This window comes from Pseudomonas syringae (assembly GCF_023278085.1).
GTDB lineage: Bacteria > Pseudomonadota > Gammaproteobacteria > Pseudomonadales > Pseudomonadaceae > Aquipseudomonas > Aquipseudomonas syringae_Q.
Genome location: NZ_CP066265.1, coordinates 5,240,374 through 5,263,344, shown reverse-complemented (window position 1 = coordinate 5,263,344; position 22,971 = coordinate 5,240,374). Strand labels below are relative to the sequence as shown.

Here is a 22,971-nt window from a genome sequence, read left to right as displayed (position 1 = left end):
GCTGTGGTCGGGGGCGCGTGCACTCAGCGCTTGGTGTTGGAGCGGATGTTCCAGCCGTATTTGACCGGGCCGCCTTCCTTGGTGCCGTCGGCTTTCTGTGGCTGATAGTCCACCAGCACCTGGGCAAAGTTGAGGGTGACGTTTTCGATCAGGCGATCATCGCTGCCCGACCCGCCGGTGCTCAGAGACGTGATGAGCACTTCTTCCAGATTGATGATCAGGTACTCGACCTGATTTTCACCGCCGGCCTTGCGCACGGTCAGCTTGACCTTGTCGATGTGCTTGCCGCTGGAGCAATGCATCATCAGGTTCGGGGTGGACTTGTCGACATACTTGGTAATCGACAGATCCTGAATATTGACCTTGCCTGCGCCACCGCCTGTACCGGTGTGCATGTTGCCGGTCTGGGACATGCCCCAGCTCCAGTTCAACACATCGATCTCTTCCTTGTGGGCCTTGTCCATGGACTCGCCCTTGATGTCACCGATCTTGATAAAGATATCGACTGCCATGTTCTCTCCTGATGTGGCGTGGACCACTCATGTGTTGATTGGCTGCACGCCGGTTCGGGCGTGCAGCCTGTTCGCATTTTTCGCAAAACCGCTCGCAGCTTTACCTGCGGGCGTGGTCAGGCACCCTTGGCCGATGGCAACTTGGAGACCAGACGCAGTGACACGGTCAGGCCCTCCAGCTGATAGTGCGGGCGCAGGTAGAATCTGGAGTTGTAGTAACCCGGATTGCCTTCGACGTCTTCGACCACTACCTCTGCTGCTGCCAGCGGATGCTGGGCCTTGGTGGTTTCGGTGGAGTGCGCAGGGTCGCCATCGACGTAGTTGAGAATCCAGTCCTGCAGCCAGCGCTGCATTTCGTCTTTCTCTTTGAACGAGCCGATCTTGTCGCGCACGATGCACTTGAGGTAGTGCGCGAAGCGGCAGGTGGCGAACAGGTACGGCAGGCGCGCAGCCAGGTTGGCGTTGGCGGTGGCGTCCGGGTCATCGTATTCGGCAGGTTTCTGCAAGGACTGCGCACCGATGAACGCTGCAAAATCAGTGTTCTTCTTGTGCAGCAGCGGCATGAAGCCGTTCTTGGCCAACTCGGCTTCACGACGGTCCGAAATAGCAATTTCGGTCGGACATTTCATGTCCACGCCGCCATCGTCGGTCGGAAACGTGTGAGCCGGCAGGTTTTCCACTTCGCCGCCCGATTCGACACCGCGAATCCGCGAGCACCAGCCGTAGTGCTTGAACGAACGGTTGATGTTCACCGCCATGGCGTAGGCTGCGTTGGCCCAGGTGTACTTGGCGCTGTCTGCACCGTCGGTGTTTTCTTCAAACGCGAAGGCTTCCACCGGATCAGTCTTGGCCCCGTAAGGCAGGCGCGCCAGGAAGCGTGGCATGGTCAGGCCGATGTAACGTGCGTCTTCGGATTCACGCAGCGAACGCCAGCCAGCGTATTCCGGCGTGGTGAAGATTTTGGTCAGATCGCGCGGGTTGGACAGTTCCTGCCACGAACCCATGCCCATCACGGTAGGCGAGGCCGCAGCAATGAATGGCGCATGCATGGCGGCACAGACCTTGGACAGCTCGCCCAGCAACTCGACGTCCGGAGGCGACTGGTCGAAGTAGTAGTCGCCCACCAGGCAGCCGTACGGCTCGCCGCCGAACTGGCCGTACTCTTCTTCGTACATCTTCTTGAAAATCGGGCTCTGGTCCCACGCCGTGCCTTTGAATTTCTTCAGGGTCTTGTGCAGCTCCGGCTTGGAGATGTTCAGGACACGAATCTTCAGTTGCTCGTCGCTTTCGGTGTTGCTGACCAGATAGTGCAGGCCACGCCAGGCACTTTCCACTTGCTGGAAATCCTGATGGTGGATGATCTGGTTGACTTGCGCGGTGAGTTTGGCATCGATCGCTGCAATGATCGATTCGATCGACTTGATGGCGTCGTTGGACACCAGATCGGTTTGTGCCAGAGCCTGTTCGGCGAGGGTGCGCACAGCGGTTTCGACCGCTTCGCGAGCGCGCTCGGTCTTGGGTTTGAACTCTTGCAGCAGCAGCGACGCAAACTCGCTGGTCTGCTCGGTGGCGCCTGCGGTTTGTGGCTGATTTTCGCGACTCGATTCGGTCATGATGTCTGGTCCTGATTACGCGTTGGGCTCGGAGTCCTGAGGCTTTGGCGCACTCGCCAGGGCCTGGAGCAACGCAGGATCCTTGATAGCCTTCATGATGATTTCTTCAGCGCCGGTCTTGCCGTCCATGTAGGTCAGCAGGTTGGCCAGCTGCGTCCGCGCTTCGAGCAGTTTGTTCAGCGAGTCGACATTGCGCGCTACTGCCGCAGGGCTGAAGTCATCCATGCTTTCGAACGTGATGTCCAGGCTCAGATTGCCCTCGCCAGTCAGCTCGTTGGGCACGTTGAACGCCACGCGTGGCTGCATGGCCTTGAGCCGTGAGTCGAAATTGTCGACATCGATTTCCAGAAACTTGCGATCGGCAACCGCTGCCAGAGGCTCTGCCGGTTTGCCGGCAAGGTCTGCCATGACACCCATGACGAAGGGCAGCTGGACCTTTTTCTCGGCGCCGTAAAGCTCCACGTCGTATTCGATCTGAACTCGCGGCGCACGGTTGCGCGCAATGAATTTCTGAGAACTGGTTTTCGCCACGTTGCTCCTCCTGGTCGCTGCTGCGACGGTGTTGGCGTCATCGGTCGTTGCCGGTAACGGGATTGCGTGATCCGGACGAAGACCCCGTGAGGGAGTCAGTCAGTCTCGGGTCCGCGCAAGTTTTCGAACTGCGACATACCGTCTGGAATCAGGTTACGCACGATGGCTTCGAAATCGGCGTGCACCAGATTCTTTGCTCGGTTCAACAGCACCGGCAGCGGGCTCGAAGGCTCGTGGCGGGCGTAATAACTCAGAATTCGATCAAGGCTGCGCAGCACATCGTCGCGACTGGCAATGTCGCCGGACACGCGTGGCGTGGCGGGTGTGGACGCTTGCACGGCAGGCTCGAGAGCTTCTGCGGCGGGCTCGTCGTCAGTGCTGGCGACGCTCTGTTCGCCCAGCATCTGCAGTGCTTGCCTGAGCAATTGTTTAAGCGGGGACAGGTCGACACCCTGCGCCGAACCGACCTGCCCGGACACGAAACCCTCGATGAATTCAGCGGCCGTGCGTGCTTCGCTCAAGGCGCTTCGGGTAGCGTTCAGTTGCTCGGGATCACTGTCGCGCAAGGCGGCGGACAGCGTCTCTGCGGTCAGTGTCTCGTCGGCAAAGCTTTGCAGGCCGCTGGCATTCAGCGCGGCGCGCAGGCTGACAGTGCCGAAGGCCCGCGAGCGGATCAGCGTGCTTTCTCGCAACAGGCGGATGTTGGTATCGCAGGTCAGGCCGGACAGCGCATTGATGCGCACGGTCGGGTCGTTGTCGTCATCCGCGTCAAGCTGCGGGTAGATATCGGCCCAGTAATGCCTGAGCAGTTCGCTGATGAGCGTCAGCACGTTGCCCAGGCCGGCAACGCCGTCCAGCGCCAGAGCACTTTGCAGAAGGAAATGGGTGATGCGCAGGTCTTTGCTGCGCTGCAGGAGTGCAACGCTCGCTTGCTCGATGGCGCGCCATTGGGGCGGCTCGGCAGGCTGTATGGAGTCGCCCATGACGCGCTCGGGGCGGCCTTGGGCATCGCGCTCCAATTGCAGAAAGTCCGGGTCGTATTCCAGATCATCGCCGCAAGGAACGTTGGCGGAAACTGCAGCGAGCAGCAACGATACATCCACCAAGATTGATCTCCCTATCACATCAGTTGTTGTAGCGCGGCTCGTCAGGACATTTCCTGAGCAACTTCCATGAATTGCCAACCCCTGTCTGCAGTGATGTCAATATGAAATCAACGGTGCATGGGCGTTGTGCATTTTTGGTGTAGTACAGATGGCTTGTCAAGGTTAAGCTATGTCGGCTTTGCGCAGGTGTGACGGGGCTGGCAACCGAAATGTTGTTTTGCCGTCGCCTGTGTCACTGTCATGGAATTGTGTATAAAGTCGCGTGCTTTCATGTTCACCGATAATTTTTAAAGTCGTTCTTTGAGCGTTTTTGCCTTATCCAGGCTGCTGCGTTCATCGTTTCAGGTTTTTCGTTATTGTTGTTCGTGCGCGTTGTAAGCAAGGAGGCGCAATGACGCTGTGTCTGACGATCACTAGTTATCACAAGATAACCCCTGGCCAATGTCCTGAAAAATCAATGGACAATGGGGTGATGGCGATTGGTCGTGGCCCGGAGAATGACTGGGTACTTCCTGATCCCGAGCGACTGGTTTCCCAGAAGCATTGCGTCGTTCAGTACAAGGATGGCCGTTACTACCTCACCGATTACAGCACCAACGGCGTAGAGCTGATCAAGGCCGGTGTCCGTCTGCGCCGCGGCAACAGCGAACCGCTTCAGGATGGCGAAATCATCCGCATCGGTGAATACGAAATACAGGCGCGAATCGACTCGGGCCTGAACCTGGCCGATCTGAACCTGGCCCATGCAGGGCCTGCCAGCGGGATCGACTCACCCAACAGTTTCGAAGCATTGATGGGGCGCCAGAACGGATCGCTGCAACCCGACGTTGCGCCTGTGAGCAGCCCGCCTGCCACCGCTCATTTTCAGGGTGGATCGGCGCACGACACTTTTCCCGATCTGTTCGACTTCCTGACGCCATCAAGCATCGCGCCGCCGACCCGGTCCGATCACGTCCCGGCCGAACAGCATGACTTTCGAGCCCCGGAGCCCTCAATACCGGCCCCCGCGCCCAAGGTGCCTGACGCTGTGCCTGCTGCCGGTCTCATTCCCGAAGACTGGGATCTGTTCGCTGATACGCCCGCGCCGATACCGACACCTTCACCGACACAGCAGCTGCCCGATACCCTGCCCGAGCCTGAGCTGGCGAGCCCTGAACCCACGCCGATCCCGGTTCCTGCGCCAGCCGCTGCGCCAGTCGCTGCAACATTGCCAGCCGAAACTGCGTCCGTTCGCACGCCGGACCTGCTTCAGGCGTTTCTACGTGGTGCAGGCCTTGATCAACTGCGCATCGACACCGCCCAGGCCGAGGCCCAGATGGAGGCAATAGGGCGCAGCTACAGGCTGATGGTCGAAGGGTTGATCGACGTGTTGCGAGCGCGCACCAGCCTCAAGGGCGAGTTCCGCATGCAGCAGACCGTGATTGGTCCGGTGGAAAACAATCCGCTGAAATTCGCCCCGAATGCCGATGAGGCCCTGTTGTTGCTGCTGCGCCACGGCAACCAGGCGTTCATGGCCCCGGAACAGGCGGTTACAGACAGTTTTGATGATTTACGCGCCCACCAGCTGGCTGTCATGGCCGGTGTGCAGGCAGCGATCAAGCATCTGCTCAAACGCTTTGAACCTGCCGAGCTTGAAACCCGGATGAGCGCACCGTCAGGTGCTTTTTCGAGCCTGCTGGGTGGTTCCCGACAGGCCCGTTACTGGCAGCAGTTCACGGAGCTCTACAGCAATATTTCGCGCGAAGCGGAAGACGATTTTCAAGAGCTTTTCGGGCGTGAGTTCAGCCGCGCCTATGAGCAGCACAGCACCCGTTTGCGCCGCCCCTGAGTTGCAGGATCAACCACCAGATAGCCAGAACATAAAGGATCAAGGATGTTTCGCAGCGTTGTATCGGCCGCTCTCACTGTATTGCTGCTGGGTGCCTGTGCCAAGGATGTGCAAACCCCGAAGGATGCGTCTGCATCCTCTTCGGACGCCGCCGTCACGTTCGATTTTCAGGCAGTCGCAGAGCTCAATCCTGGTGCGACCGGTCAGGCTGCGCCTGTTCGGGTGCGCCTCTATGAACTGAAAAACACCGCGTCTTTTCTGCGTGCGGACTATTTCGCACTGGCCGAGCGTGCGCCCGCCACACTGGGGCCTGATTTGATCGATCAGGATGAAGTGCTGGTACAGCCAGGTGAGCTGCAACGTGTGGTTCGCCAGCTTGATCCGGCGACCCGTCACGTGGGTCTGGTGGTCGGCTATCGCGCAATCGATCGCGCGCAGTGGCGTGCCGTCATCAATGTCGCACCTCGACAGTCCAGCGAACACCAGATCAGCCTCGATGTGCATGCCGTGCGCACTGACGTCGTCGCCCACCCAACCCGCCCGGCTCAATAGCAAACGGAGTACCCATGTCCTGGAACAATCGAGTGGTCTGGTCGGAAGGCATGTTTATCGGAACCCAGCACTTTCAGCAGCATGACCGCTACCTGGAAAACCTGATCGACGCCCGTAATCGGCCGCTGTCGGCAGGCGCGTGGGGGTTCTCCGAGCTGTTGATCGATCAGGGCCTGCTGGCTCAGGGCAAACTGGCAATCGTTTCGGCCAGAGGCCTGCTACCCGACGGGACGCCTTTCAGCATTCCGCAGGATGATCTTGCACCCAGCCCGCTGAGCATCGATGACAACCTGCGCGATGGCGTGGTGTATCTGGCCTTGCCGCTCAGGCGCGCCGGTGCGCGGGACACAGTGGATGAAGGCGAAGAGCTGGGTGGCGCGCGTTACCTCAGCCAGGTGCGCGAGGTGCGCGACGATAACGCGCCGTTCGAAAACCGGGCGCCAGTCGCCGTCGGCTCCAGAGCTTTGCGCCTGCTGACCGCCGCGGATGGCTTGAGCGATTACGCCGCCATCGGCGTGGTCCGAATCAAGGAAAAACGCGCCGACCGCGCGCTGGTACTGGATGACAGCTACATCCCGCCCGTCCTCGACGTCACCGCAAGCAGACCGCTTTCGGCGTTTCGCAGCGAACTGCAGGGCCTGCTGCGCCAGCGTGGCGAAGCGCTGGCCGGGCGGGTTGTGGCGTCCGGTGCGGGTGGCGCTTCGGAAATCGCTGACTTCATGCTGCTGCAACTGGTCAATCGCGCCGAGCCGCTGATCAACCATCTGAGCCAGTTGAGCCCTGTGCACCCCGAGCGCTTCTACAGCGAGCTGGTCAGTCTGGCCGGGGAGTTTGCGACCTTTTCGTCCAGCAGCCGTCGCCCTGAAGATTTCCCGCGCTACCAGCATGACGACCTGACATTGAGTTTCACGCCGGTCATGCATGCATTGCGCGAGGCGCTGTCGATGCTGATCGACAGCAAGGCCACGCCTATTCCAATTGTCGAAAAAGCCTACGGCGTGCATGTCGCCATGCTGGCAGACAAAACCCTGATCGACACCGCAAGCTTCATCCTTGTGGTGCGTGCTGATATCCCGAGCGAAACCCTGCGCGGGCGTTTCAGCCAGCAGAGCAAAATCGGCTCGGTGGAGCACATCCGTGATCTGGTCAACCTGCAACTGCCAGGCATCGGTCTGTTGCCACTCCCCGTGGCGCCGCGGCAGATTCCTTACCATGCCGGTTCGACGTACTACGAACTGGACCGCGGTAGCGAGCACTGGAAACAACTGATGCACTCCGGGGGTTTTGCATTTCATGTCGCGGGTGAGTTCCCGGGGCTGAACCTGGCTTTCTGGGCCATTCGAGGATAAACCGCGATGCATTCCAACGACGACGGTTCATCCCCGCCCGCCAGTGACCGCACCCAGTTCATGCCGCGCCCGGGCGGTCGCAGCGGGGCCGGTGGCGCCCCGGAGCCAACACCGCCGCTGAGTGTGCCGTCGGCGCCACTGGCGACCGGTCAGGCGCAAGGGCTCAATCCGCTGGAAAGTGCCGCAGGTCCGTTGCTGGCGTTGCTTGCCCGGCTGCGCAGCACCATTGCCCACCCGGCACCGGCCAGCCTGCGTGCGCAATTACTTGCCTGGCTACGCCAGTTCGAGGAGCGCGCCGAAGCGGCCGGGGTAGCCCGCAATGATGTGTTGCTGGGGCGTTACGTGCTGTGCACCGCGCTCGATGAAGCGGTCATGAGCACCCCTTGGGGCAGCACCAGCGAATGGGGCAAACAAAGCCTGCTGATCACGGTGCATAACGAAGCCTGGGGCGGCGAAAAGGTTTTCCAGCTGCTCGAACACTGCTTGCAGAGCCCGCGCGAGCGCTTGTACCTGCTGGAGCTTTTGTACCTGTGCATGTGCCTGGGTTTCGAGGGCCGCTACCGGGTGATGAACAACGGTCGCAGCGAGCTTGAAGCCCTTCGCGAGCGCACCAGCGCCGCCATTCGCAGCGCACGCGGCGAGCACGAACGTGAGCTGTCGCCGCACTGGCGGGGCCTGACCCTGGCCCGTGATCGCCTGACCCAGTTCATGCCGCCGTGGGTCGGTGTCGCCATCGGGCTGGCGCTGTTGCTGCTGTTGCTGTTCGTGCTGAGGCTGAAACTGGCGTCTGACGCCGAACCGGTGTTCAAGAATATTCATGCGCTGGGCGAGATTCCGGTGCAGTCCATCGACCGTCCTGTCGTGCAGCCGAAACTGATCGAGCGCCCGCGTCTTGCTGGCTTTCTGGCCGATGACATCAAGGCGGGCAAGGTGGCGGTTGAAGACGCTGTGGACCGCTCGGTGGTGACGATTCGCGGCGACGAGCTGTTTGCATCGGGCAGCGCCACCATCGTTGACGACTTCCAGCCACTGATGCTGCGCATCGCCGATGCCATCCGCAAGGTCAAGGGTGACGTGCGCATTACTGGCCACAGCGATAACCGTCCCATCGCGACCCTGCGCTTCCCGTCCAACTGGGCGCTGTCGCAGGCGCGTGCCGAGCAGGTACTGCACATCCTCGCCGCAAAAACGGGCCAGCCGCAGCGTTTCACCGCTGAAGGGCGCAGCGATACCGAGCCACTGGGCTCCAACGCGAGCGCTGAAGGCCGGGCGAAGAATCGCCGGGTTGAAATCACTGTATTGGCGGAGGGGGTCGAGTGAAGGTTTTTTTCGGTTTTGTCATTCGCTGGCTCGTCCCGTTGCTGGGCCTGATCGCTCTCGGCCTGATCATCTGGTTCGTCGGCCCGCTGCTGGAAATACTGATCCCGGAAGGCCGTCGCTGGGCGTTAATCATCCTGTTGTTCGCGATCTGGATCGGTTACCGGGTGTTTCGTATCGTTCAGGCCCGCCGCCAGGCCGCGGCGGTCATGCAGAGCCTGGCCGCCGAGACCGCGCCAGACCCGGCCAGCGTCGCCACCGCCGAGGAACTGGCGACCTTGCGTCAGCGCATGGACGAAGCGCTCACCCTGCTGAAAAAGGCCCGCCTGGGCGGTGATCAGCGACGCAACCTGTATGAGCTGCCGTGGTACGTGATCATCGGCCCGCCCGGTTCGGGCAAGACCACTGCGCTGGTCAACTCGGGGCTGCACTTTCCGCTCGCCGCACAACTGGGCGCTGGCGCCGTCCGTGGTGTGGGCGGTACCCGCAATTGCGACTGGTGGTTCACCGATCAGGCGGTTCTACTCGACACCGCAGGTCGCTACACCACTCAGGACAGCCACGCGCAAGTCGACAAGGCAGCCTGGCTGGGCTTTCTCGACTTGCTCAAGACCCAGCGTGCGCGTCGGCCCATAGACGGCGCGTTCATTGCCATCAGCCTTTCCGATCTGCTGCTGGGCAGCGATGCCGAACGCGCTGATCATGCTGCAGCGATTCGCCTGCGGATTCAGGAACTGCACACTCGGCTGGGTGTGCGTTTTCCGATCTACCTGATGCTGACCAAGCTTGATCTGGTGCCGGGCTTCATGGAGTTCTTCGATGCGCTGAGCAAGGAAGAACGCGCTCAGGTCTGGGGCATGACGTTTGCGCTGGACGATGGCAAGAGTGCCGAGGGGCCGCTGCAGGACTTTCAGAAAGAGTTCTCGGCGCTGGAACAGCGTCTCAATGAACGGTTGGTGGAGCGCTTGCAGCAGGAGCGCGACCCGGCGCGGCGCGACCTGATCTATGGCTTTCCACAGCAGTTCGCTGCATTGCGACAAACGCTGCAAAGCTTTCTAGACGGCGTCTTCAAGCCCAACGCTTTCGAGGAGCGCGCTCTATTGCGCGGGGTGTATTTCACCAGTGGCACGCAGGAAGGCAGCCCGATCGATCGCCTGATCGGCAGCATGGCCCAGAGCATGAATCTGGACCGCCAGCAGTTGGCGCGACAAACCGGAACCGGGCGCAGTTATTTCATCGAGCGGTTGTTCACGGCCGTGGCGTTTGCCGAACAGGGACTGATGGGGGTCGACCCCAAAGTGGAGCGCCGCCGCAAGTGGATTGCCCGCGCTGTGCTGGCCGCTACGGTCGCGCTGATGTTGCTGGTCGGGACACTGTGGCTGATCAGCTACAACGCCAATCAGCACTATATCGAGCAGGTTGATCAGAAAGTCGCACCTCTCGGACAGACCGTCCAGAACCTGAGCCCCGCTCAGCGTGATGTATTGGCGGTGCTGCCGCTGCTCAACGCGGTCCGGCATCTGGCAAGTGAACCACCGGACTGGGCGCAAGGGCTGGGCCTGTATCAGGGCGACATGCTCGAAGCCGAATCTTCCAGCGTCTACCGCAAGCTGCTGATCGCGGTATTCGCGCCGCGCCTGGTGACAAGGCTGGAAGAGCAATTGCACAGCGGAGGCTCTTCGGACTTTTTGTACGAAGGCCTGAAGGCTTATCTAATGCTCGCCGACACTGAGCATTACGACCCGGACTTCATCAAAGCCTGGATTGCACTGGATTGGGACAGCAGCCTGCCTCGCGATCTGCCGCCGGAGCAGCGGCTGGCCTTGGGTGAGCATTTGCAGGCGCTGTTTGAGCGACATCCGCCCAAAGCCCGCCTGGACCAGCGTCTGATCGATGATCTGCGTCGCCAATTGCAGCAGCTACCGGTAGCGCAGCGCGTGTATGACCGGGTCAAACGGCAGAAACTGCCTGACGGCGTGCCGGATTTTCGCTTGAGCGAAGCCGGTGGTCGTGATGCTGCGCTGGTGTTCAGTCGCAAGAGTGGCAAACCCTTGACTGAACCGCTCAGTGGCCTGTTCACCGCCAGGGGCTATCGCGAAGGTTTCCTGCTCAGCAGCCTCAACCAGGCGTCAACGCTGGCTGAAGAGCAGTGGGTACTGGGCCGTGATCAGGCCGAACAACTGGACGTTGCCAGCCTGGCTGCCGAAGTGCGTCGCCTGTACTTCCAGGATTACATGCGTCAGTGGGATGCGTTGCTGGCGGACATCGACTTTGTGCCGATCACCAGCGTGGCGCAGGCAGCCGATGTGCTGCGGGTGATCTCGGGGCCGGCTTCGCCGTTGAAAAAGCTGCTCTCGGCAGTGGCCAGAGAAACCGACCTGCAAGAAGAAGAAAAACTGCTGGCGGCACAAGGCAAGAAGGTCGACGGCAATGTCGACCAGCTCAAGCAGCGCCTGGGCTCCTTGTTAGGCCAGCAACAGGCTGCCGCCAGCAGTGCGCCGGTCGCAGTGGAAGATCCGGTGAGCGCCCACTTTGCCGATCTCAAGAGCCTGGTCAGTAAAGGCGAAGGCGAGCCTGCAGCAATCGATGCGTTGCTGTCCGACATGAACGCGCTCTATGTGCAGGTCAGCGCAATGGTCGGCGCCAGTGGCGATGCGTTGCTGGGTGAAGCCAAAAACCAGGCCACGGCCGCCGCGGCGCGGGTCAGCCTGACCGCAGAGCGCCAGCCACCTCTGGTGCAGGGGCTGGTCAAATCAGTCGTCAGCTCCACGACCAATACGATGATGGGCGGTGTGCGCAATCAGCTCAATGCCGCCTGGGTCAGCGAGGTGGTGAACGTCTATCGCCAGTCCCTCAGTGGCCGCTATCCGATGTCCCCCGGCAGCGCGCGTGACGCAACGCTGGACGACTTCGGTCAGTTCTTCGGTGTCGGTGGCGTGATGGACAGCTACTTCCGCAAGTACCTGCAACCTTACGTCGACACCTCTGCAAGCACCTGGCGCTGGCAGCCGGGCGCCGCGCAAAAGCTTGGGATCAATGCGGGCGTGCTGCAGACATTCCAGCGTGCGAGTGCGATTCGCGATGCCTTCTTCCGCTCCGGAGGCACGCAACCGACAGTACGTTTCGAGCTGAAACCGATCGCCATGGACACCTCCATTACCCAGTTTCTGCTGGATCTGGATGGTCAGCAGATCAGCTACGACCACGGCCCGAGCCGCCCGGTTGCCATGCAATGGCCCAACCCGGGCAGCATTGGCGTTGTGCGGCTGTCGATCTCACCCCCGTCTGCCAGTGGTCGTTCAGGTGTAACGCTTGACGGGCCTTGGGCCTGGTTTCGCCTGCTGGAACAGTCAGACCTGACGGCTGGCAATGCGCCAGATCGCTTCAACCTGCGACTGCGCGTTGACGGCGTGAGCATCTCTTACGAACTGCGCGCCAACAGCGCATTCAACCCGTTCAAAAGTCGTGTACTGAGCGGCTTCAGTCTGCCGGAGCGGTTATGACAACGGTGGGCTTCTACGGAAAGCTGGCCAGCCGTGGTGACTTCGTCAGCCGCGACCTGCCGCAGAGTTTCATTCAGCCATGGGACGCCTGGCTGGCGGCGGGCTTGCTCGCTAGCCAGAAACAGCTCGGCGGCGCCTGGCTGGATGCCTATCTGATCAGCCCGCTGTGGCGGTTCTTGCTGGCCTCCGGGGTGTGCGGGCCGCAAGCCGTCACGGGCGTATTGATGCCGAGCATTGATCGGGTCGGTCGTTATTTTCCAATGACGGTCGCGGCGCCCATCGACGCCGGGCAGGCGGCCGGGGCTTTGGTCAGTGGCGCGGATGACTGGTTCGAGCAGGCGGAAGAGCTCTTGCTGGCGACGCTTGAGCCGCAGGCGACGTTCGAATCGTTCGAAGCCGGGCTGCAGGTGCTGGGTGCGCCTGTGTTGGCGCAAAGCGAGCCCGTGCATGCCTTCGCCGGGCTGCAACGCTTTTCTGCTGTCACGCCTCAGGAGCGAAGTGTCGCACTGGTCGAGCGTGCCTGCGAAGGGGCCAGCGTCTGGTGGGGCAACGGCTCGGACAGCATCACGCCAGGCATGCTGCGCTGTCAGGGGCTCCCGGCTGCGGCGGATTTCGGCAGTTTTCTATTGGGCAAGGGGGCCGGGGTCTAGATGAGCGCAACCTCCACCATGACGTACACGTCGGCCAGCTACAGCCATGTCGGCATGGTTCGTCAGATCAACGAAGACGCCTTTCTGGAGATGTCGGCCGACGGCTTATGGGTCGTGGCAGATGGCATGGGCGGGCACGCGGCGGGCGACTACGTCAGCAGCCTGATCGTCGACACCCTGCGCAACTCGCCTTCTGCCTCCGCGCTGGAGGCCTGTGCCGAGCTTTTGCGGGAACGGCTGGATGAAGTGAACGCGGCGGTGCGCAAGGAAACCCATCAACGCAATGTGAGCATGATGGGCAGCACGGTGGTGCTGTTGGCTGTGCGGGAGAATCAGGGCGTTTGCCTGTGGGCCGGGGACAGCCGCCTGTATCGCCTGCGCAATGGCGAGCTGCAGAGCATTTCACGCGACCACAGCTATGTGCAGGACTTGATGGACAGCGGTCTGCTCAACGAGGCGCAAGCGCGGGTGCATCCACGTTCGAACATCGTCACCCGGGCAATCGGTGTTCAGGACCGGCTCGAACTGTCACAGGCGCAGCTACAGATTCTGCCCGGCGATACCTACCTGCTGTGCAGCGACGGCCTGAACAAGACCGCCGAAGACCATGAGATTCGTGACGTACTGAGTCACAAGGACCCGTACGAAATCGTGCGCAGCCTGGTGCATCTCGGGCTGACACGCGGTGCACCCGACAACATTACTGCCATCGTCGTCAAAGCCGGTTGAAGAACATACACATGGACATACGGATTCCTGGATTTGACATAGAAGGCGAGATTGGCGAAGGCGCCATGGCGACTGTCTACCTGGCTACCCAGCGTTCGCTCGAACGCAAAGTGGCGCTCAAGGTGATGGCCGCCACGCTGGCTGCCGATCCGAGTTTCTGCGAGCGTTTTCTGCGTGAGGGCCGCACGCTGGCGCGCCTGTCACACCCGCATACCGTCACTATCCACGACATCGGCAACGTCGATGACCTGTATTACATGGCCATGGAGTTCCTGCCCAACGGCACCCTCAAAGAGCGCATTGCGTCAGGCCTGAGTGCCGAGCAGGGTTTGCTGTACGTCCGGCAGATCGCCTCTGCGCTGGGTTATGCCCATGATCAGGGCCTGGTGCACCGGGACGTCAAGCCCGCCAACATTCTGTTTCGTGCCGACGGCAACGCCGTACTGTCGGACTTCGGCATCGCCAAGTCGCTGGATGATCGCACTCAGTTCACGCAGGCCGGCTTTGCTGTCGGTACCCCCAGTTACATGAGCCCGGAGCAGGCCCGTGGTCAGGATATCGATGGCCGCGCTGACCTGTATGCGCTGGGTGTGGTGCTGTACGAAATCCTCGTCGGCAAGCTGCCCTACAACGGTATCGACGCGCTTTCCACTGCGCTGGCGCATCTCACCGAACCGCTGCCCGAGTTGCCGGTGCACCACGGCCGCTATCAGGACATTCTCACCCGTCTGCTGGCCAAGAATCCGGCCGAGCGCTTTCCGGATGCCAAGGCCTTGCTGGTCGCGCTGGACAAGCTGGGGCTCGACGATACGGAGCGCACGGTGTTTCAGCCGTTGCTCAAGCCCGACGCGCCGCGTGATGAGCTTGCCGGCCTGACGCCGGTGTCCATCGATATTCCGGGCAGCCCGCCGCCGGTGACCGCGCCCGTTTCTACTCCGCCGCCGGAGCTGACACTGAGCAAGACCGCGCCGCCGGAAAAGCGTCGTGTGTTGCCGTTGGCCTTGCTCGCCGTTGCGATTGCTGCGGTGATCGGAGCCGGTGGTTACTGGTTTTTACGTGGCGACGGGCGTGATGCCGATATGCGAGACACCACGGCGCAATCCATGCCGCCAGCAACGGCTCCGTCGGCGGCTGCGGCACAGCCAGCGGTTCAGGCACAGCCTTCCTCCGCATCGACCGATAGCGACGGTGGTCAGCGACCCTTGCTGATGCCGGGCAAGAAGACGCTGTTTCAGCGCGTGTTGAGCAAGCCTGGCGCGCGCTATGCCAGTGAACCCGGCGCTGCGGGCGGGCAGGCGTTGCCAGCGTTTTCCGTGTTGTACGTTTATCAGCGCCAGACCGTCAACGGCAGCCCGTGGTTACGGGTCGGCGCAGCCAGTGACGGGCGCAGCGAGGGCTGGTTGCCCGCCGAGCAGGTCAGCGACTGGAAGCAGAGCCTTGTGTTGAAATTCACCGAGCGCTCCGGACGGGCCCCCGTGATGTTCGTGCGCCAGCCCGAGCAACTGGAAAAGCTCATTGCTGACCCTGCGGCGGCCAAAAAGCTGCTGCTCGATGCTCAGAAACACGCCGAAGACAATACTCAGGTGCTGGCTCTGGAGCCCACCGCCAGCGCGGTTCCCCAGGAACAATTCTATCTGCTGCCGATTTTCGCATCGCAGGAGAGCTTCGATGAAAACGGTCAGCCGGTTCAACTGTTGAACGTGGCGTCGATCGATCCGGGCAACCTGCCGCAAAAGACTGCAGGCAATGACGTCAGAACGGCTCAAAGCGCCGACGCCTTCCGCACTGCAGTGGTGCTGGTGGTGGACACCTCGGTGTCGATGCAGCCCTACATCGATCAGGTTCGCGAGGTGGTGCATGGCTTGCAGGAAAAAATCGCCCAGCGCGGCGAGCTGGACAGCGTCAGTTTCGGTCTGGTGGGTTTTCGCAACAACATCAGCAAAACCCCGGGGCTCGAATACCTGACCAAAACCCTGGTCACGCTGGACCAGGGCCGTGACCCGCAACGCTTCATGGAACTGGCCGCGCAGGTCAAGGCTACCTCGGTCTCCAGCCATGCGTTCAACGAGGATTCCTTCGCCGGCGTGATGCAGGCGGTCAACGACATGGACTGGTCGGGCTATGGCGGCCGGCTGATTCTGTTGGTCAGCGACGCCGGTTCGCTGCGCAAGAGCGATCCGCTGAGCAGTACCCAGATGAACGAAGCCGAGGTGCGGCAGGCGGCGCTTGGCAAGCAGATCAAAATTTTTGCCCTGCACCTGCGTACCGATGCAGGCAAGAAAAACCATGCGTCTGCCGAGCAGCAATACCGGACGCTGACTGCCGATGCGAACCCGCAGATCGGCAACCTTTACATCCCGGTAGCGGGCGGCGATGTGCGCCAGTTCGGCGCGCGCGTCGACGAGATCGGTTCAGTGTTTGCCGACCTTGTGCATCAGGTCCGCAGTAACCCTTCGCAAGCGGTGCCGGTCCTCACTGCTGCACCGAGTATTGCCGAGAAATCTGCGGCGGTCGGTTACGCCATGCACATGGATTTTCTGGGGCGTAAATCAGCCAGCCAGGCACCGCAACTGGTCAGCGCCTGGACGGCCGACCGGGATGTCACCAACCTGAAGCTTCCGGCATTTCAGGTGTGTGTGATGTTGACCAAATTGCAGCTCAATGACTTGCAGCAGTCGCTCAAACTGATCGTGGACGCCGCGCGCAAGACCCAGACTTCGCCCAAGGACTTCTTTCAGGAAATCGCCAGCGCCAGTGCCTACATGAGTCGTGATCCGTCAGCCCTGCGCAAGGGCGGGAATCTGACTGAAGGCGGCATTCTGGGTGAGTACCTGGAAGGCCTGCCGTATCGCAGCAAATCGCTGAACATGACTCAGGACCTGTGGCTGTCGTTGAGTGTGGCCGAGCAGGAAGATTTCATCGACGAGCTGGACTCGAAAATCCGCCTTTATGAAACCTTCCATAACGACCTGGCCAACTGGGTGCGTTTCGGTGATGCCGAGCCCGGCGACGCGTTGTACCGCGTTCCATTGTCGACGCTGCCGTAATGTTGAGTCTGCGCGAGGTACACAAGGCCCGAGGGCAGGGCAGTCAGCGCTACAGCCTGGTAATTCCGCGCCTGGAGCTCAGGGCCGGGCAGCAATATGCGCTGGTCGGGCCTAGTGGCTGTGGCAAAAGTACCCTGCTGGATATTCTCGCGCTGGTGTCGGTTCCGGACCGGACACAGCGCTTCGACTTTTCGACCCCCGCAGGCGAGTACGACATCGGCAGTCTGTGGCGCGAAGGTCTGCAGAAACAGTTGGCCGATCTGCGCAGTCGGCATCTTGGCTATGTACTGCAAACCGGCGGGCTGCTGGGTTACCTGGATGTGCAGGGCAATATCGAACTGTCGCGCAGGCTGCTGGGCCTGGCCGACGACGGCACGGTCAGGCAACTGGCCGAGCAACTGGAAATCAGCGATCAACTGCGCAAGAAACCTGCGGCACTTTCGGTCGGGCAACGCCAGCGCGTGAGTTGTGCGAGGGCGCTCGCGCATTCGCCACAACTGCTGCTGGCCGACGAACCCACCGCTGCGCTCGACCCGCTCAATGCAGGCCGGGTCATGCAGTTACTGCTCGAACAGGCAAAGAAACAGAATGCCTGCTGCCTGATTGCAACCCACGACGAAGCGCTTGCCCGCAGCGCCGGGCTTGCAGTGCTGCGCATCGAGTGTCGACGTGATGCCGACGGCGGCGTGACCGCAACGCTGGGAGAACCGAGCTGATGCGCGTGCCTCTCATCGCCAGCCTGGCCTGGCAGGATTACCGCAGCGAAAGCAGGCTGTCAGCCTGCAACGTGCTGGCACTGGTCGCGGTGATCGCGCCCTTGCTGGTGTTGTTCGGCCTCAAGTTCGGCTTGATCGGCAGCCTCACCGAGCGTCTGGAACAGGACCCGGCCGTGCGCGAGGTCATTCCGCTGGGCGGCGGTCGTTTCACCACGCAATTCATTCGCAGCCTGGCCATGCGGCCCGACGTCAGCTTTGCACTGCCCAGAACCCGGCAGATAGCTGCAACCGCTGATCTGTCGCTGAATAACCAGATGCTCAACGTCGAGATGATTCCGACTGCAAATGGCGACCCGCTGTTGAGTGCCCTGCCTTCACCTCAGGGGCTGGACAGCGTGGTGTTGAGCAGAACCGCCGCAGAAAAACTCAGTGCCCAGGCAGGTGACTGGCTTGACGCCGCGTTCACCCGTCAGGTTTCAGGCGTGCTTCAGGCGCAACGCACTCGATTACGCGTCTTGGCAGTGCTCCCGCTGGAAGCGTTTCAACGAGACGCATTGTTCGCGTCATTGGGGCTGTTGCAAGCCGCTGAAGATTATCGCGATGGCCGCGCTGTACCTGCCTTGGGCTGGCTGGGTGAGTCGGCCCCTGAAGCGCAACGTATCTATCCGGCCTTCCGGTTGTATGCGCGAAACCTGAATGATGTCGAAACATTGCGTCGCTACTTTGCCGACAGTGGCCTGCTGGTTTCAACCCAGTCGCAAGCCATTGCCCAGGTTCAGTCGCTGAGCCGCAACCTTTCAATCGTGTTCTGGATCATCGCCGGTCTGGCCCTTGCCGGCGCGTGCGCAGCGATCTTTGCGGGGGCTCTGGCCTCGGTCGAGCGCAAACGCCGTGAGCTTTCAGTGCTGCGCCTGTTGGGTTTCAGCACCGGCGCATTGCTGTTGTTCGTGGTCTTGCAGGCTGTTTACAGCGGCGCACTGGCCGCGCTGGTCGCCGCTGCGTTGTATGGCGCAGCCGAGCTGGGCCTGAATCGTCTGTTCGTGCAGGTGGCCGGCGAGTACGCCAGCCATCTGCTCCCCCGTCATTACCTCGTGGCCCTGTTTGCCGTGCTGGGCGCCAGTGCCGTTGCTGCCGCGCTCGGCGGCCTGCATGTGGCCCGAATCGAAGCTTCGGAAGGAATCAGAGATGTTTGAGTTGCGCAGAGCTGCCCTGATGCTGGCGATCGCTTCGCTGTGTGTATCGTCGTTCAGCGCCTTTGCGGATGACAACGACACGCTGGATAACCCCAAACCCTTGGCGGACGACATCAGCCTGCCGTTGCCATGTGACGGCGAAATGGTTTTCCGTTACGTGTACATCCTGGCTCAGGGCAGCCTGGACGACCGCGAGATCAACCTCGGCTATCCGTTCAGCGAAGGCGAGGCGGGCTACAAACAATCGTTCATTTCCGGCTATCGCCGCGACTTCATCAATGGGCAGTTCACGCTAAAGGACCTGCCCGGCGACTGGCGCAAGGTCATCGGCCCGCTGCTGCCGAAAACCGATGCCGGAACACCACTCAAACCGATGATGTACTTCATCGGCAAATACGAAGTCACCGCGCGGCAGTATGCGCAGGTCATGTCTCAGGCTCAGTCCCTCGCCAGCGGCGAAGCCCCGCCCGCCTGTGATGTTCCGCCGGGCATGGCGGGGCGCTTGCCCAAGGTCAAGCTGTCGCGCTTCGAGGCTGAGCGCTTTGGTGCGGTGTACAGCGCCTGGCTGCTGAAAAATCACCGGGATCTGCTGCCGGTCAGCGGGCGCGGTACCGACGCAGAAGACGGCGGCGTCGGTTTTGTCCGCCTGCCGACCGAGGTCGAGTGGGAGTTTGCTGCACGCGGCGCGCAAGCCGTCAGTCGCCAGGACATGGATGGACGTCTGTTTCCACGCCGTATCGAGGGCAGCGAGGGTGACGGCCCTCTGGCCGATTGGGCGGTGTTCAACCAGGTTGCTGGCGGGACCGGGCAGGCAGCACGGTTGATGCCTGTGGGGACGAAACTGCCCAACCCCATCGGCATGTTCGACGTGATAGGCAATGCGGCGGAAATGGTCCAGGAGTCGTTCCAGTTGGTCCACGCCGGGCGTCGCCAGGGGGCTTATGGCGGTTTTGTGGCCAAGGGCGGGAATTACCTGGAAGGCGAGGGCACGCTGTTCACCGGCATGCGTCGCGAGTACCCGCTGTTCGCCGCCGACGGCACCGAGCAAAACAATGAAACCACAGGCTTTCGGGTCGCCATTGGTGCGCTGTCCGCGCCGCGTTCACGTTACAAGGAACTGTTCGATCAATGGCAGAAGGAAGGCCGTCTGGCGGCGCTGACGGATGACATTACCGACACCGATGATCCGACCAAACGTCTGGACAGCATCATTGCAGCCAGTGCCGACCCTCGTCTGCAAGCCGAGCTGGGGCTGGTCAACGAAGAACTCAAACGCAACGTCTCGCTGATTGCCCGGCAGCGCGAGGAGGCCGCTGGCAACCTGATCCAGTCTGCTGCGCTGGTGGCCGAGACCATCAGCAACTACAACATTCGCCTGACCAATCTGAAGAAAAGCCAGCAACAGGCCGTTGCGGCCAAGGACGAAACCGGCGCCAGGCTGTATGGCATCGCGATCGACAATGGCCGCAGCGCGCTGGACGGCGCGGTGGCGATCTATATCGACAACCTGGCAACCGGCACGCGTTACACCGATGCGGTGATTCAGGCGCAGTTTCAGCGGATCAAAGAAGAGCTCAGTCGTAAACCCGTCATCGGCAGGAGTCTGGTGGCCAGGGCAACATTGTTCGTACGCCATGTCGGTGAGTACCGCCAGCAAAAGCGGGCCGACCCGGAAACGATCTTGAAGCAATTGCTTGCATCGGCCAGTCAGCAATGACTGACCGGGGTGTGGGAAGCAAAGAAGGGACTCGGGTGGCATCAAGCCGCTCCGGGCTAGTCAATACCAACGAAGAGAATGCCAATATGCTTTTGTCCCGTAAACCGTTTGTCTCGGCCTCTAAAAGCCGTTCGCTGCTGCTGGCGACTGCCGGTTTCAGCGCTGTTCTGCTGGCCGGTTGCGCGAGTTCGCCGGTATCCAAGGTCGGCGCGACCACCAAGGTCGAGTATTACCCTTCTTGCTACGAGCCTGTGCAGCATCTGCGCCAGACTGACTCGGACACCACCAAGTCGGTCGCTACCGGCGCTGCGTTGGGCGCGGTCGGTGGTGCGCTGGCCGGTGCTCTGACAGGCGATTCGGACAAGCGCGCACGGAATGTGGCGATTGGCGCAGCAGGCGGCGCACTGGTGGGCGGCGCAGCGGGTTACTACACTGAGCGTCAGAAGCAGATCACCGATGACAAGGCGCGTATCGCTTCCTACTCCACCGATATCAGCAAAAGCGCTGCCGATATCGACCGCAGCACTGCTTATGCCAAGGCTTCGCAGACCTGCTACCAGCGTGAGTTCAGCAACCTGATTTCAGGTCGCAAGTCGAACAAGATCAATGCCACCGAAGGCCGCAAGCGCCTGGCCGAAATCGTTGCAGGTCTCAAAGAGTCCAACGATCTGATCGCCGCCGTCAACGGCCGCGCCACCGAAGACCTGAGCAGCTACACCCAGGCTTATGAGAAAGACCTTCAGCAGGTTGGCGTGAAGCGTAATGACGTCGTGGTTGTTGCCAATGCCGAGACGGCACCTGTTGCCGCCACATCGACCAAGAAGATCTCCAAAGTCAAACAACCGGCCAAAGTGAAACTGCCGGCTGTGCCAAAAGAAGCGGTGGGTACCGAGAAAGAGCTGCAACAGGCCAGGGTCAAACAGGCTGAAAGCCAGCAGGTTGTGAGCGCCGGCAAAAGCGAAGTCGAAAAAATGTGCAAAAGCCCTGATGTAAGCGACTGGGCTCCAGTGCCTTGCCCTAACGTCTGAGTGTTTTGACGTATGGATTCGCCGATCTCCTGCGGGAGGTCGGTGAAGTTTTCGGGATTCAAGGAAGATCAATGTCTCAAGCAATGATCGGGCTGACCAACAGCCCTTCGCAGGTGCTGGCTCGCCAGCAGATTGCAGGCAAAATCAATATTCAGCGGCTGTTCACCGCCATCGATTCAGACCCTGGCATCGTCGGGGCCGGTGTTGTCTACATTGATGCCGATTTCAACGTGGTAACCCTTCGAGAATTCACGCCGATCTGCAGTATCAAACCCAAGCGGGTGATTTTGCGGGAGGCGAAAAAACACATAGCACCGCAGCAATTCGCCAGAGAAGTACAGACCAACCCTCGAGAGTCGCGCCTGCTTTATGAAGCCTTCAGCGCCACGATGTCCTGCGGCGGCGCCATTCTGGGCTGGATCGCCGTCTTCGGTAGTGGTGCTGCCGTGCCTTTCACGGGTGGCACCAGTCTGGTCATCGCCGCCATAGGCTATGCCTCTACAGCCGCCAGTACAGCGCAATGCGGCATCGGCCTGGCAAGAACCATCAACGAGATATCCTCCCCTGAGGCAAATGACAAGCTGAATGATTCCGAGTGGTACAACGCCATCAGTTCGGTGCTGGACATCGCTTCTTTGGCAGGGGTAGGTGCCACTGGCCTGACAACCTATAAATTAATGCAGGCGAGGAAAGCTGCAACGGGGCGCAGCTGGTACGACCTCACTAAAGAGCTCAATCGGCAGCAGCGCAAACAGCTGACCGATGAGCTGCTGACACTTCAGAATCCGAAGTTGACCGCCAGGCTACTGAAACTAAAACAACGAAGCGGTGAATTACCTACACGCTTGACGTCAACCCAGCTTAAAGCCGCCACCGTCATTCAGCTCCAGGATGTCTTGAGCATGGGGGTCGGGTTGGCTGGAAGCAATTACGTACAGACCTTTGCGGTTGGTCTGTATGAGGAAATCACCGAATGACAGACCGCCACAACTACTACGCCTTTCGCGCCCGCTACTTTCCTTCCTTTCTGGGCTCGATGTTCCTGACTCTTTTTTCGGTGGTCATCGCCACGTCTCAGGTCAGCTACGTCTGGTTTGGTGACGTTGCGGACATCGGTCTCTATCAAGCCATGTTTCTGATTGGTGCTTCGATGGTGCTCGCGTTCGCAGGCTTGATGATCAGTCGTGGACGTAGTTGGGGCGTATGGGTGCTGGTGGCGATGATGGTAGTGAGTCTGTTGGCGGTGCTGCCCAATTTTCCGGCAAAGAGTCCGGGTGCGCAGCTGTTTATCTACGTGCTGGGTTTGCTGTGTCCGCTGTTGGGTCTGTTGCTGCTTAACAGCAGGCTGCACCGGGAAATGCGTGCAGAGTTCGTCGCCTTGAGGTTCGAGCGCGAAGAAAGCAATGTTGAGGCGCGCCGCCAAGATGCGCTGGAAAAGAACCGTGGGAATCTGCGCAAGAGGAAAGCGCGACGCAAGTAGGCGTTTACAACCGGCTTTCCCGCGCCCAATAAAAAACCCGCCGAAGCGGGTTTTTCCAAGACCATCCCGACTCCCTGTCGGCCGCCTCCCAGGCGATGGT

18 protein-coding genes are annotated in these 22,971 nt (G+C 60.9%); 14 read left to right on the top strand and 4 right to left on the bottom strand.

Features of this window, described 5'->3' with window-relative positions; translation table 11 throughout:
- Positions 1 to 23: 23 nt before the first annotated feature.
- From I9H07_RS23340 to tssA, 4 genes are all read right to left on the bottom strand, one after another.
- Entirely contained in the window at positions 24 to 512 is a 489-nt protein-coding gene (locus tag I9H07_RS23340; protein WP_024672783.1) for an Hcp family type VI secretion system effector, read from the bottom strand.
- Between the two features lie 116 nt (positions 513 to 628).
- Entirely contained in the window at positions 629 to 2,125 is a 1,497-nt protein-coding gene (gene tssC / locus I9H07_RS23335; protein WP_024672782.1) for a type VI secretion system contractile sheath large subunit, read from the bottom strand.
- A 15-nt stretch (positions 2,126 to 2,140) separates the two neighbouring features.
- Positions 2,141 to 2,656, bottom strand: a complete 516-nt coding sequence (gene tssB / locus I9H07_RS23330; RefSeq protein ID WP_024672781.1) for a type VI secretion system contractile sheath small subunit — start codon at positions 2,654 to 2,656, stop codon at positions 2,141 to 2,143.
- A gap of 95 nt (positions 2,657 to 2,751) precedes the next feature.
- On the bottom strand, positions 2,752 to 3,759 hold the full coding sequence (gene tssA, locus I9H07_RS23325) for a type VI secretion system protein TssA (protein WP_236425083.1): 1,008 nt from the start codon (positions 3,757 to 3,759) through the stop codon (positions 2,752 to 2,754).
- A gap of 394 nt (positions 3,760 to 4,153) precedes the next feature.
- Here tssA and tagH point away from each other — a divergent pair, with 394 nt between their 5' ends.
- The 14 genes from tagH to I9H07_RS23255 all read left to right on the top strand — a co-directional run bounded on the left by tagH (position 4,154) and on the right by I9H07_RS23255 (position 22,871).
- The gene (gene tagH, locus I9H07_RS23320) at positions 4,154 to 5,590 is read left to right on the top strand and encodes a type VI secretion system-associated FHA domain protein TagH (protein WP_236425077.1); all 1,437 of its coding nucleotides are present in this window, start codon (positions 4,154 to 4,156) and stop codon (positions 5,588 to 5,590) included.
- Between the two features lie 45 nt (positions 5,591 to 5,635).
- Positions 5,636 to 6,142: a type VI secretion system lipoprotein TssJ gene (gene tssJ, locus I9H07_RS23315; RefSeq protein ID WP_236451779.1), complete on the top strand. Its 507-nt coding sequence runs from the start codon at positions 5,636 to 5,638 to the stop codon at positions 6,140 to 6,142.
- Between the two features lie 14 nt (positions 6,143 to 6,156).
- Entirely contained in the window at positions 6,157 to 7,491 is a 1,335-nt protein-coding gene (gene tssK, locus I9H07_RS23310; RefSeq protein WP_236425800.1) for a type VI secretion system baseplate subunit TssK, read from the top strand.
- Between the two features lie 6 nt (positions 7,492 to 7,497).
- Positions 7,498 to 8,811 (top strand): DotU family type VI secretion system protein, encoded by a 1,314-nt coding sequence (locus tag I9H07_RS23305; protein ID WP_236427110.1) that lies wholly within the window; start codon positions 7,498 to 7,500, stop codon positions 8,809 to 8,811.
- Positions 8,808 to 12,311, top strand: a complete 3,504-nt coding sequence (gene tssM, locus I9H07_RS23300; protein WP_236424791.1) for a type VI secretion system membrane subunit TssM — start codon at positions 8,808 to 8,810, stop codon at positions 12,309 to 12,311. The genes I9H07_RS23305 and tssM overlap by 4 nt, the downstream gene beginning before the upstream one ends.
- Positions 12,308 to 12,961: a type VI secretion system-associated protein TagF gene (gene tagF, locus I9H07_RS23295; protein ID WP_236424793.1), complete on the top strand. Its 654-nt coding sequence runs from the start codon at positions 12,308 to 12,310 to the stop codon at positions 12,959 to 12,961. Before tssM ends, tagF begins: the two co-directional genes overlap by 4 nt.
- Positions 12,962 to 13,690, top strand: a complete 729-nt coding sequence (locus I9H07_RS23290) for a PP2C family protein-serine/threonine phosphatase (protein WP_024672773.1) — start codon at positions 12,962 to 12,964, stop codon at positions 13,688 to 13,690. It abuts the gene before it with no gap.
- Positions 13,691 to 13,701: 11 nt separating this feature from the next.
- Positions 13,702 to 16,737, top strand: a complete 3,036-nt coding sequence (locus I9H07_RS23285; protein ID WP_236426465.1) for a serine/threonine-protein kinase — start codon at positions 13,702 to 13,704, stop codon at positions 16,735 to 16,737.
- Positions 16,737 to 17,453 carry an ABC transporter ATP-binding protein gene (locus tag I9H07_RS23280; RefSeq protein ID WP_236424795.1) on the top strand — a complete coding sequence of 239 codons (717 nt, stop codon included), beginning with the start codon at positions 16,737 to 16,739 and terminating at the stop codon, positions 17,451 to 17,453. Before I9H07_RS23285 ends, I9H07_RS23280 begins: the two co-directional genes overlap by 1 nt.
- The gene (locus I9H07_RS23275; RefSeq protein ID WP_236424797.1) at positions 17,453 to 18,646 is read left to right on the top strand and encodes an FtsX-like permease family protein; all 1,194 of its coding nucleotides are present in this window, start codon (positions 17,453 to 17,455) and stop codon (positions 18,644 to 18,646) included. The genes I9H07_RS23280 and I9H07_RS23275 overlap by 1 nt, the downstream gene beginning before the upstream one ends.
- Positions 18,639 to 20,363 (top strand): formylglycine-generating enzyme family protein, encoded by a 1,725-nt coding sequence (locus tag I9H07_RS23270; RefSeq protein ID WP_236427111.1) that lies wholly within the window; start codon positions 18,639 to 18,641, stop codon positions 20,361 to 20,363. The genes I9H07_RS23275 and I9H07_RS23270 overlap by 8 nt, the downstream gene beginning before the upstream one ends.
- 86 nt (positions 20,364 to 20,449) lie before the next feature.
- Positions 20,450 to 21,391: a type VI secretion system-associated lipoprotein TagQ gene (gene tagQ, locus I9H07_RS23265; RefSeq protein ID WP_024672768.1), complete on the top strand. Its 942-nt coding sequence runs from the start codon at positions 20,450 to 20,452 to the stop codon at positions 21,389 to 21,391.
- Positions 21,392 to 21,462: 71 nt separating this feature from the next.
- Positions 21,463 to 22,368 carry a hypothetical protein gene (locus tag I9H07_RS23260; RefSeq protein WP_058392726.1) on the top strand — a complete coding sequence of 302 codons (906 nt, stop codon included), beginning with the start codon at positions 21,463 to 21,465 and terminating at the stop codon, positions 22,366 to 22,368.
- Positions 22,365 to 22,871 carry a hypothetical protein gene (locus tag I9H07_RS23255; protein ID WP_236424800.1) on the top strand — a complete coding sequence of 169 codons (507 nt, stop codon included), beginning with the start codon at positions 22,365 to 22,367 and terminating at the stop codon, positions 22,869 to 22,871. The genes I9H07_RS23260 and I9H07_RS23255 overlap by 4 nt, the downstream gene beginning before the upstream one ends.
- The last annotated feature ends 100 nt before the right edge of the window (positions 22,872 to 22,971 follow it).

What these genes read in the sequence shown, in the direction of transcription:
- I9H07_RS23260 (WP_058392726.1), top strand. Translation starts at nt 21,463, where the DNA reads ATGTCTCAAGCAATGATCGGGCTGACCAACAGCCCTTCGCAGGTGCTG.
- I9H07_RS23280 (WP_236424795.1), top strand. Translation starts at nt 16,737, where the DNA reads ATGTTGAGTCTGCGCGAGGTACACAAGGCCCGAGGGCAGGGCAGTCAG.
- I9H07_RS23285 (WP_236426465.1), top strand. Translation starts at nt 13,702, where the DNA reads ATGGACATACGGATTCCTGGATTTGACATAGAAGGCGAGATTGGCGAA.
- I9H07_RS23305 (WP_236427110.1), top strand. Translation starts at nt 7,498, where the DNA reads ATGCATTCCAACGACGACGGTTCATCCCCGCCCGCCAGTGACCGCACC.
- tssC (WP_024672782.1), bottom strand. Translation starts at nt 2,125, where the DNA reads ATGACCGAATCGAGTCGCGAAAATCAGCCACAAACCGCAGGCGCCACC.
- I9H07_RS23290 (WP_024672773.1), top strand. Translation starts at nt 12,962, where the DNA reads ATGAGCGCAACCTCCACCATGACGTACACGTCGGCCAGCTACAGCCAT.
- I9H07_RS23275 (WP_236424797.1), top strand. Translation starts at nt 17,453, where the DNA reads ATGCGCGTGCCTCTCATCGCCAGCCTGGCCTGGCAGGATTACCGCAGC.
- tagH (WP_236425077.1), top strand. Translation starts at nt 4,154, where the DNA reads ATGACGCTGTGTCTGACGATCACTAGTTATCACAAGATAACCCCTGGC.
- tagF (WP_236424793.1), top strand. Translation starts at nt 12,308, where the DNA reads ATGACAACGGTGGGCTTCTACGGAAAGCTGGCCAGCCGTGGTGACTTC.
- tssK (WP_236425800.1), top strand. Translation starts at nt 6,157, where the DNA reads ATGTCCTGGAACAATCGAGTGGTCTGGTCGGAAGGCATGTTTATCGGA.
- I9H07_RS23255 (WP_236424800.1), top strand. Translation starts at nt 22,365, where the DNA reads ATGACAGACCGCCACAACTACTACGCCTTTCGCGCCCGCTACTTTCCT.
- I9H07_RS23340 (WP_024672783.1), bottom strand. Translation starts at nt 512, where the DNA reads ATGGCAGTCGATATCTTTATCAAGATCGGTGACATCAAGGGCGAGTCC.
- tagQ (WP_024672768.1), top strand. Translation starts at nt 20,450, where the DNA reads ATGCTTTTGTCCCGTAAACCGTTTGTCTCGGCCTCTAAAAGCCGTTCG.
- I9H07_RS23270 (WP_236427111.1), top strand. Translation starts at nt 18,639, where the DNA reads ATGTTTGAGTTGCGCAGAGCTGCCCTGATGCTGGCGATCGCTTCGCTG.
- tssJ (WP_236451779.1), top strand. Translation starts at nt 5,636, where the DNA reads ATGTTTCGCAGCGTTGTATCGGCCGCTCTCACTGTATTGCTGCTGGGT.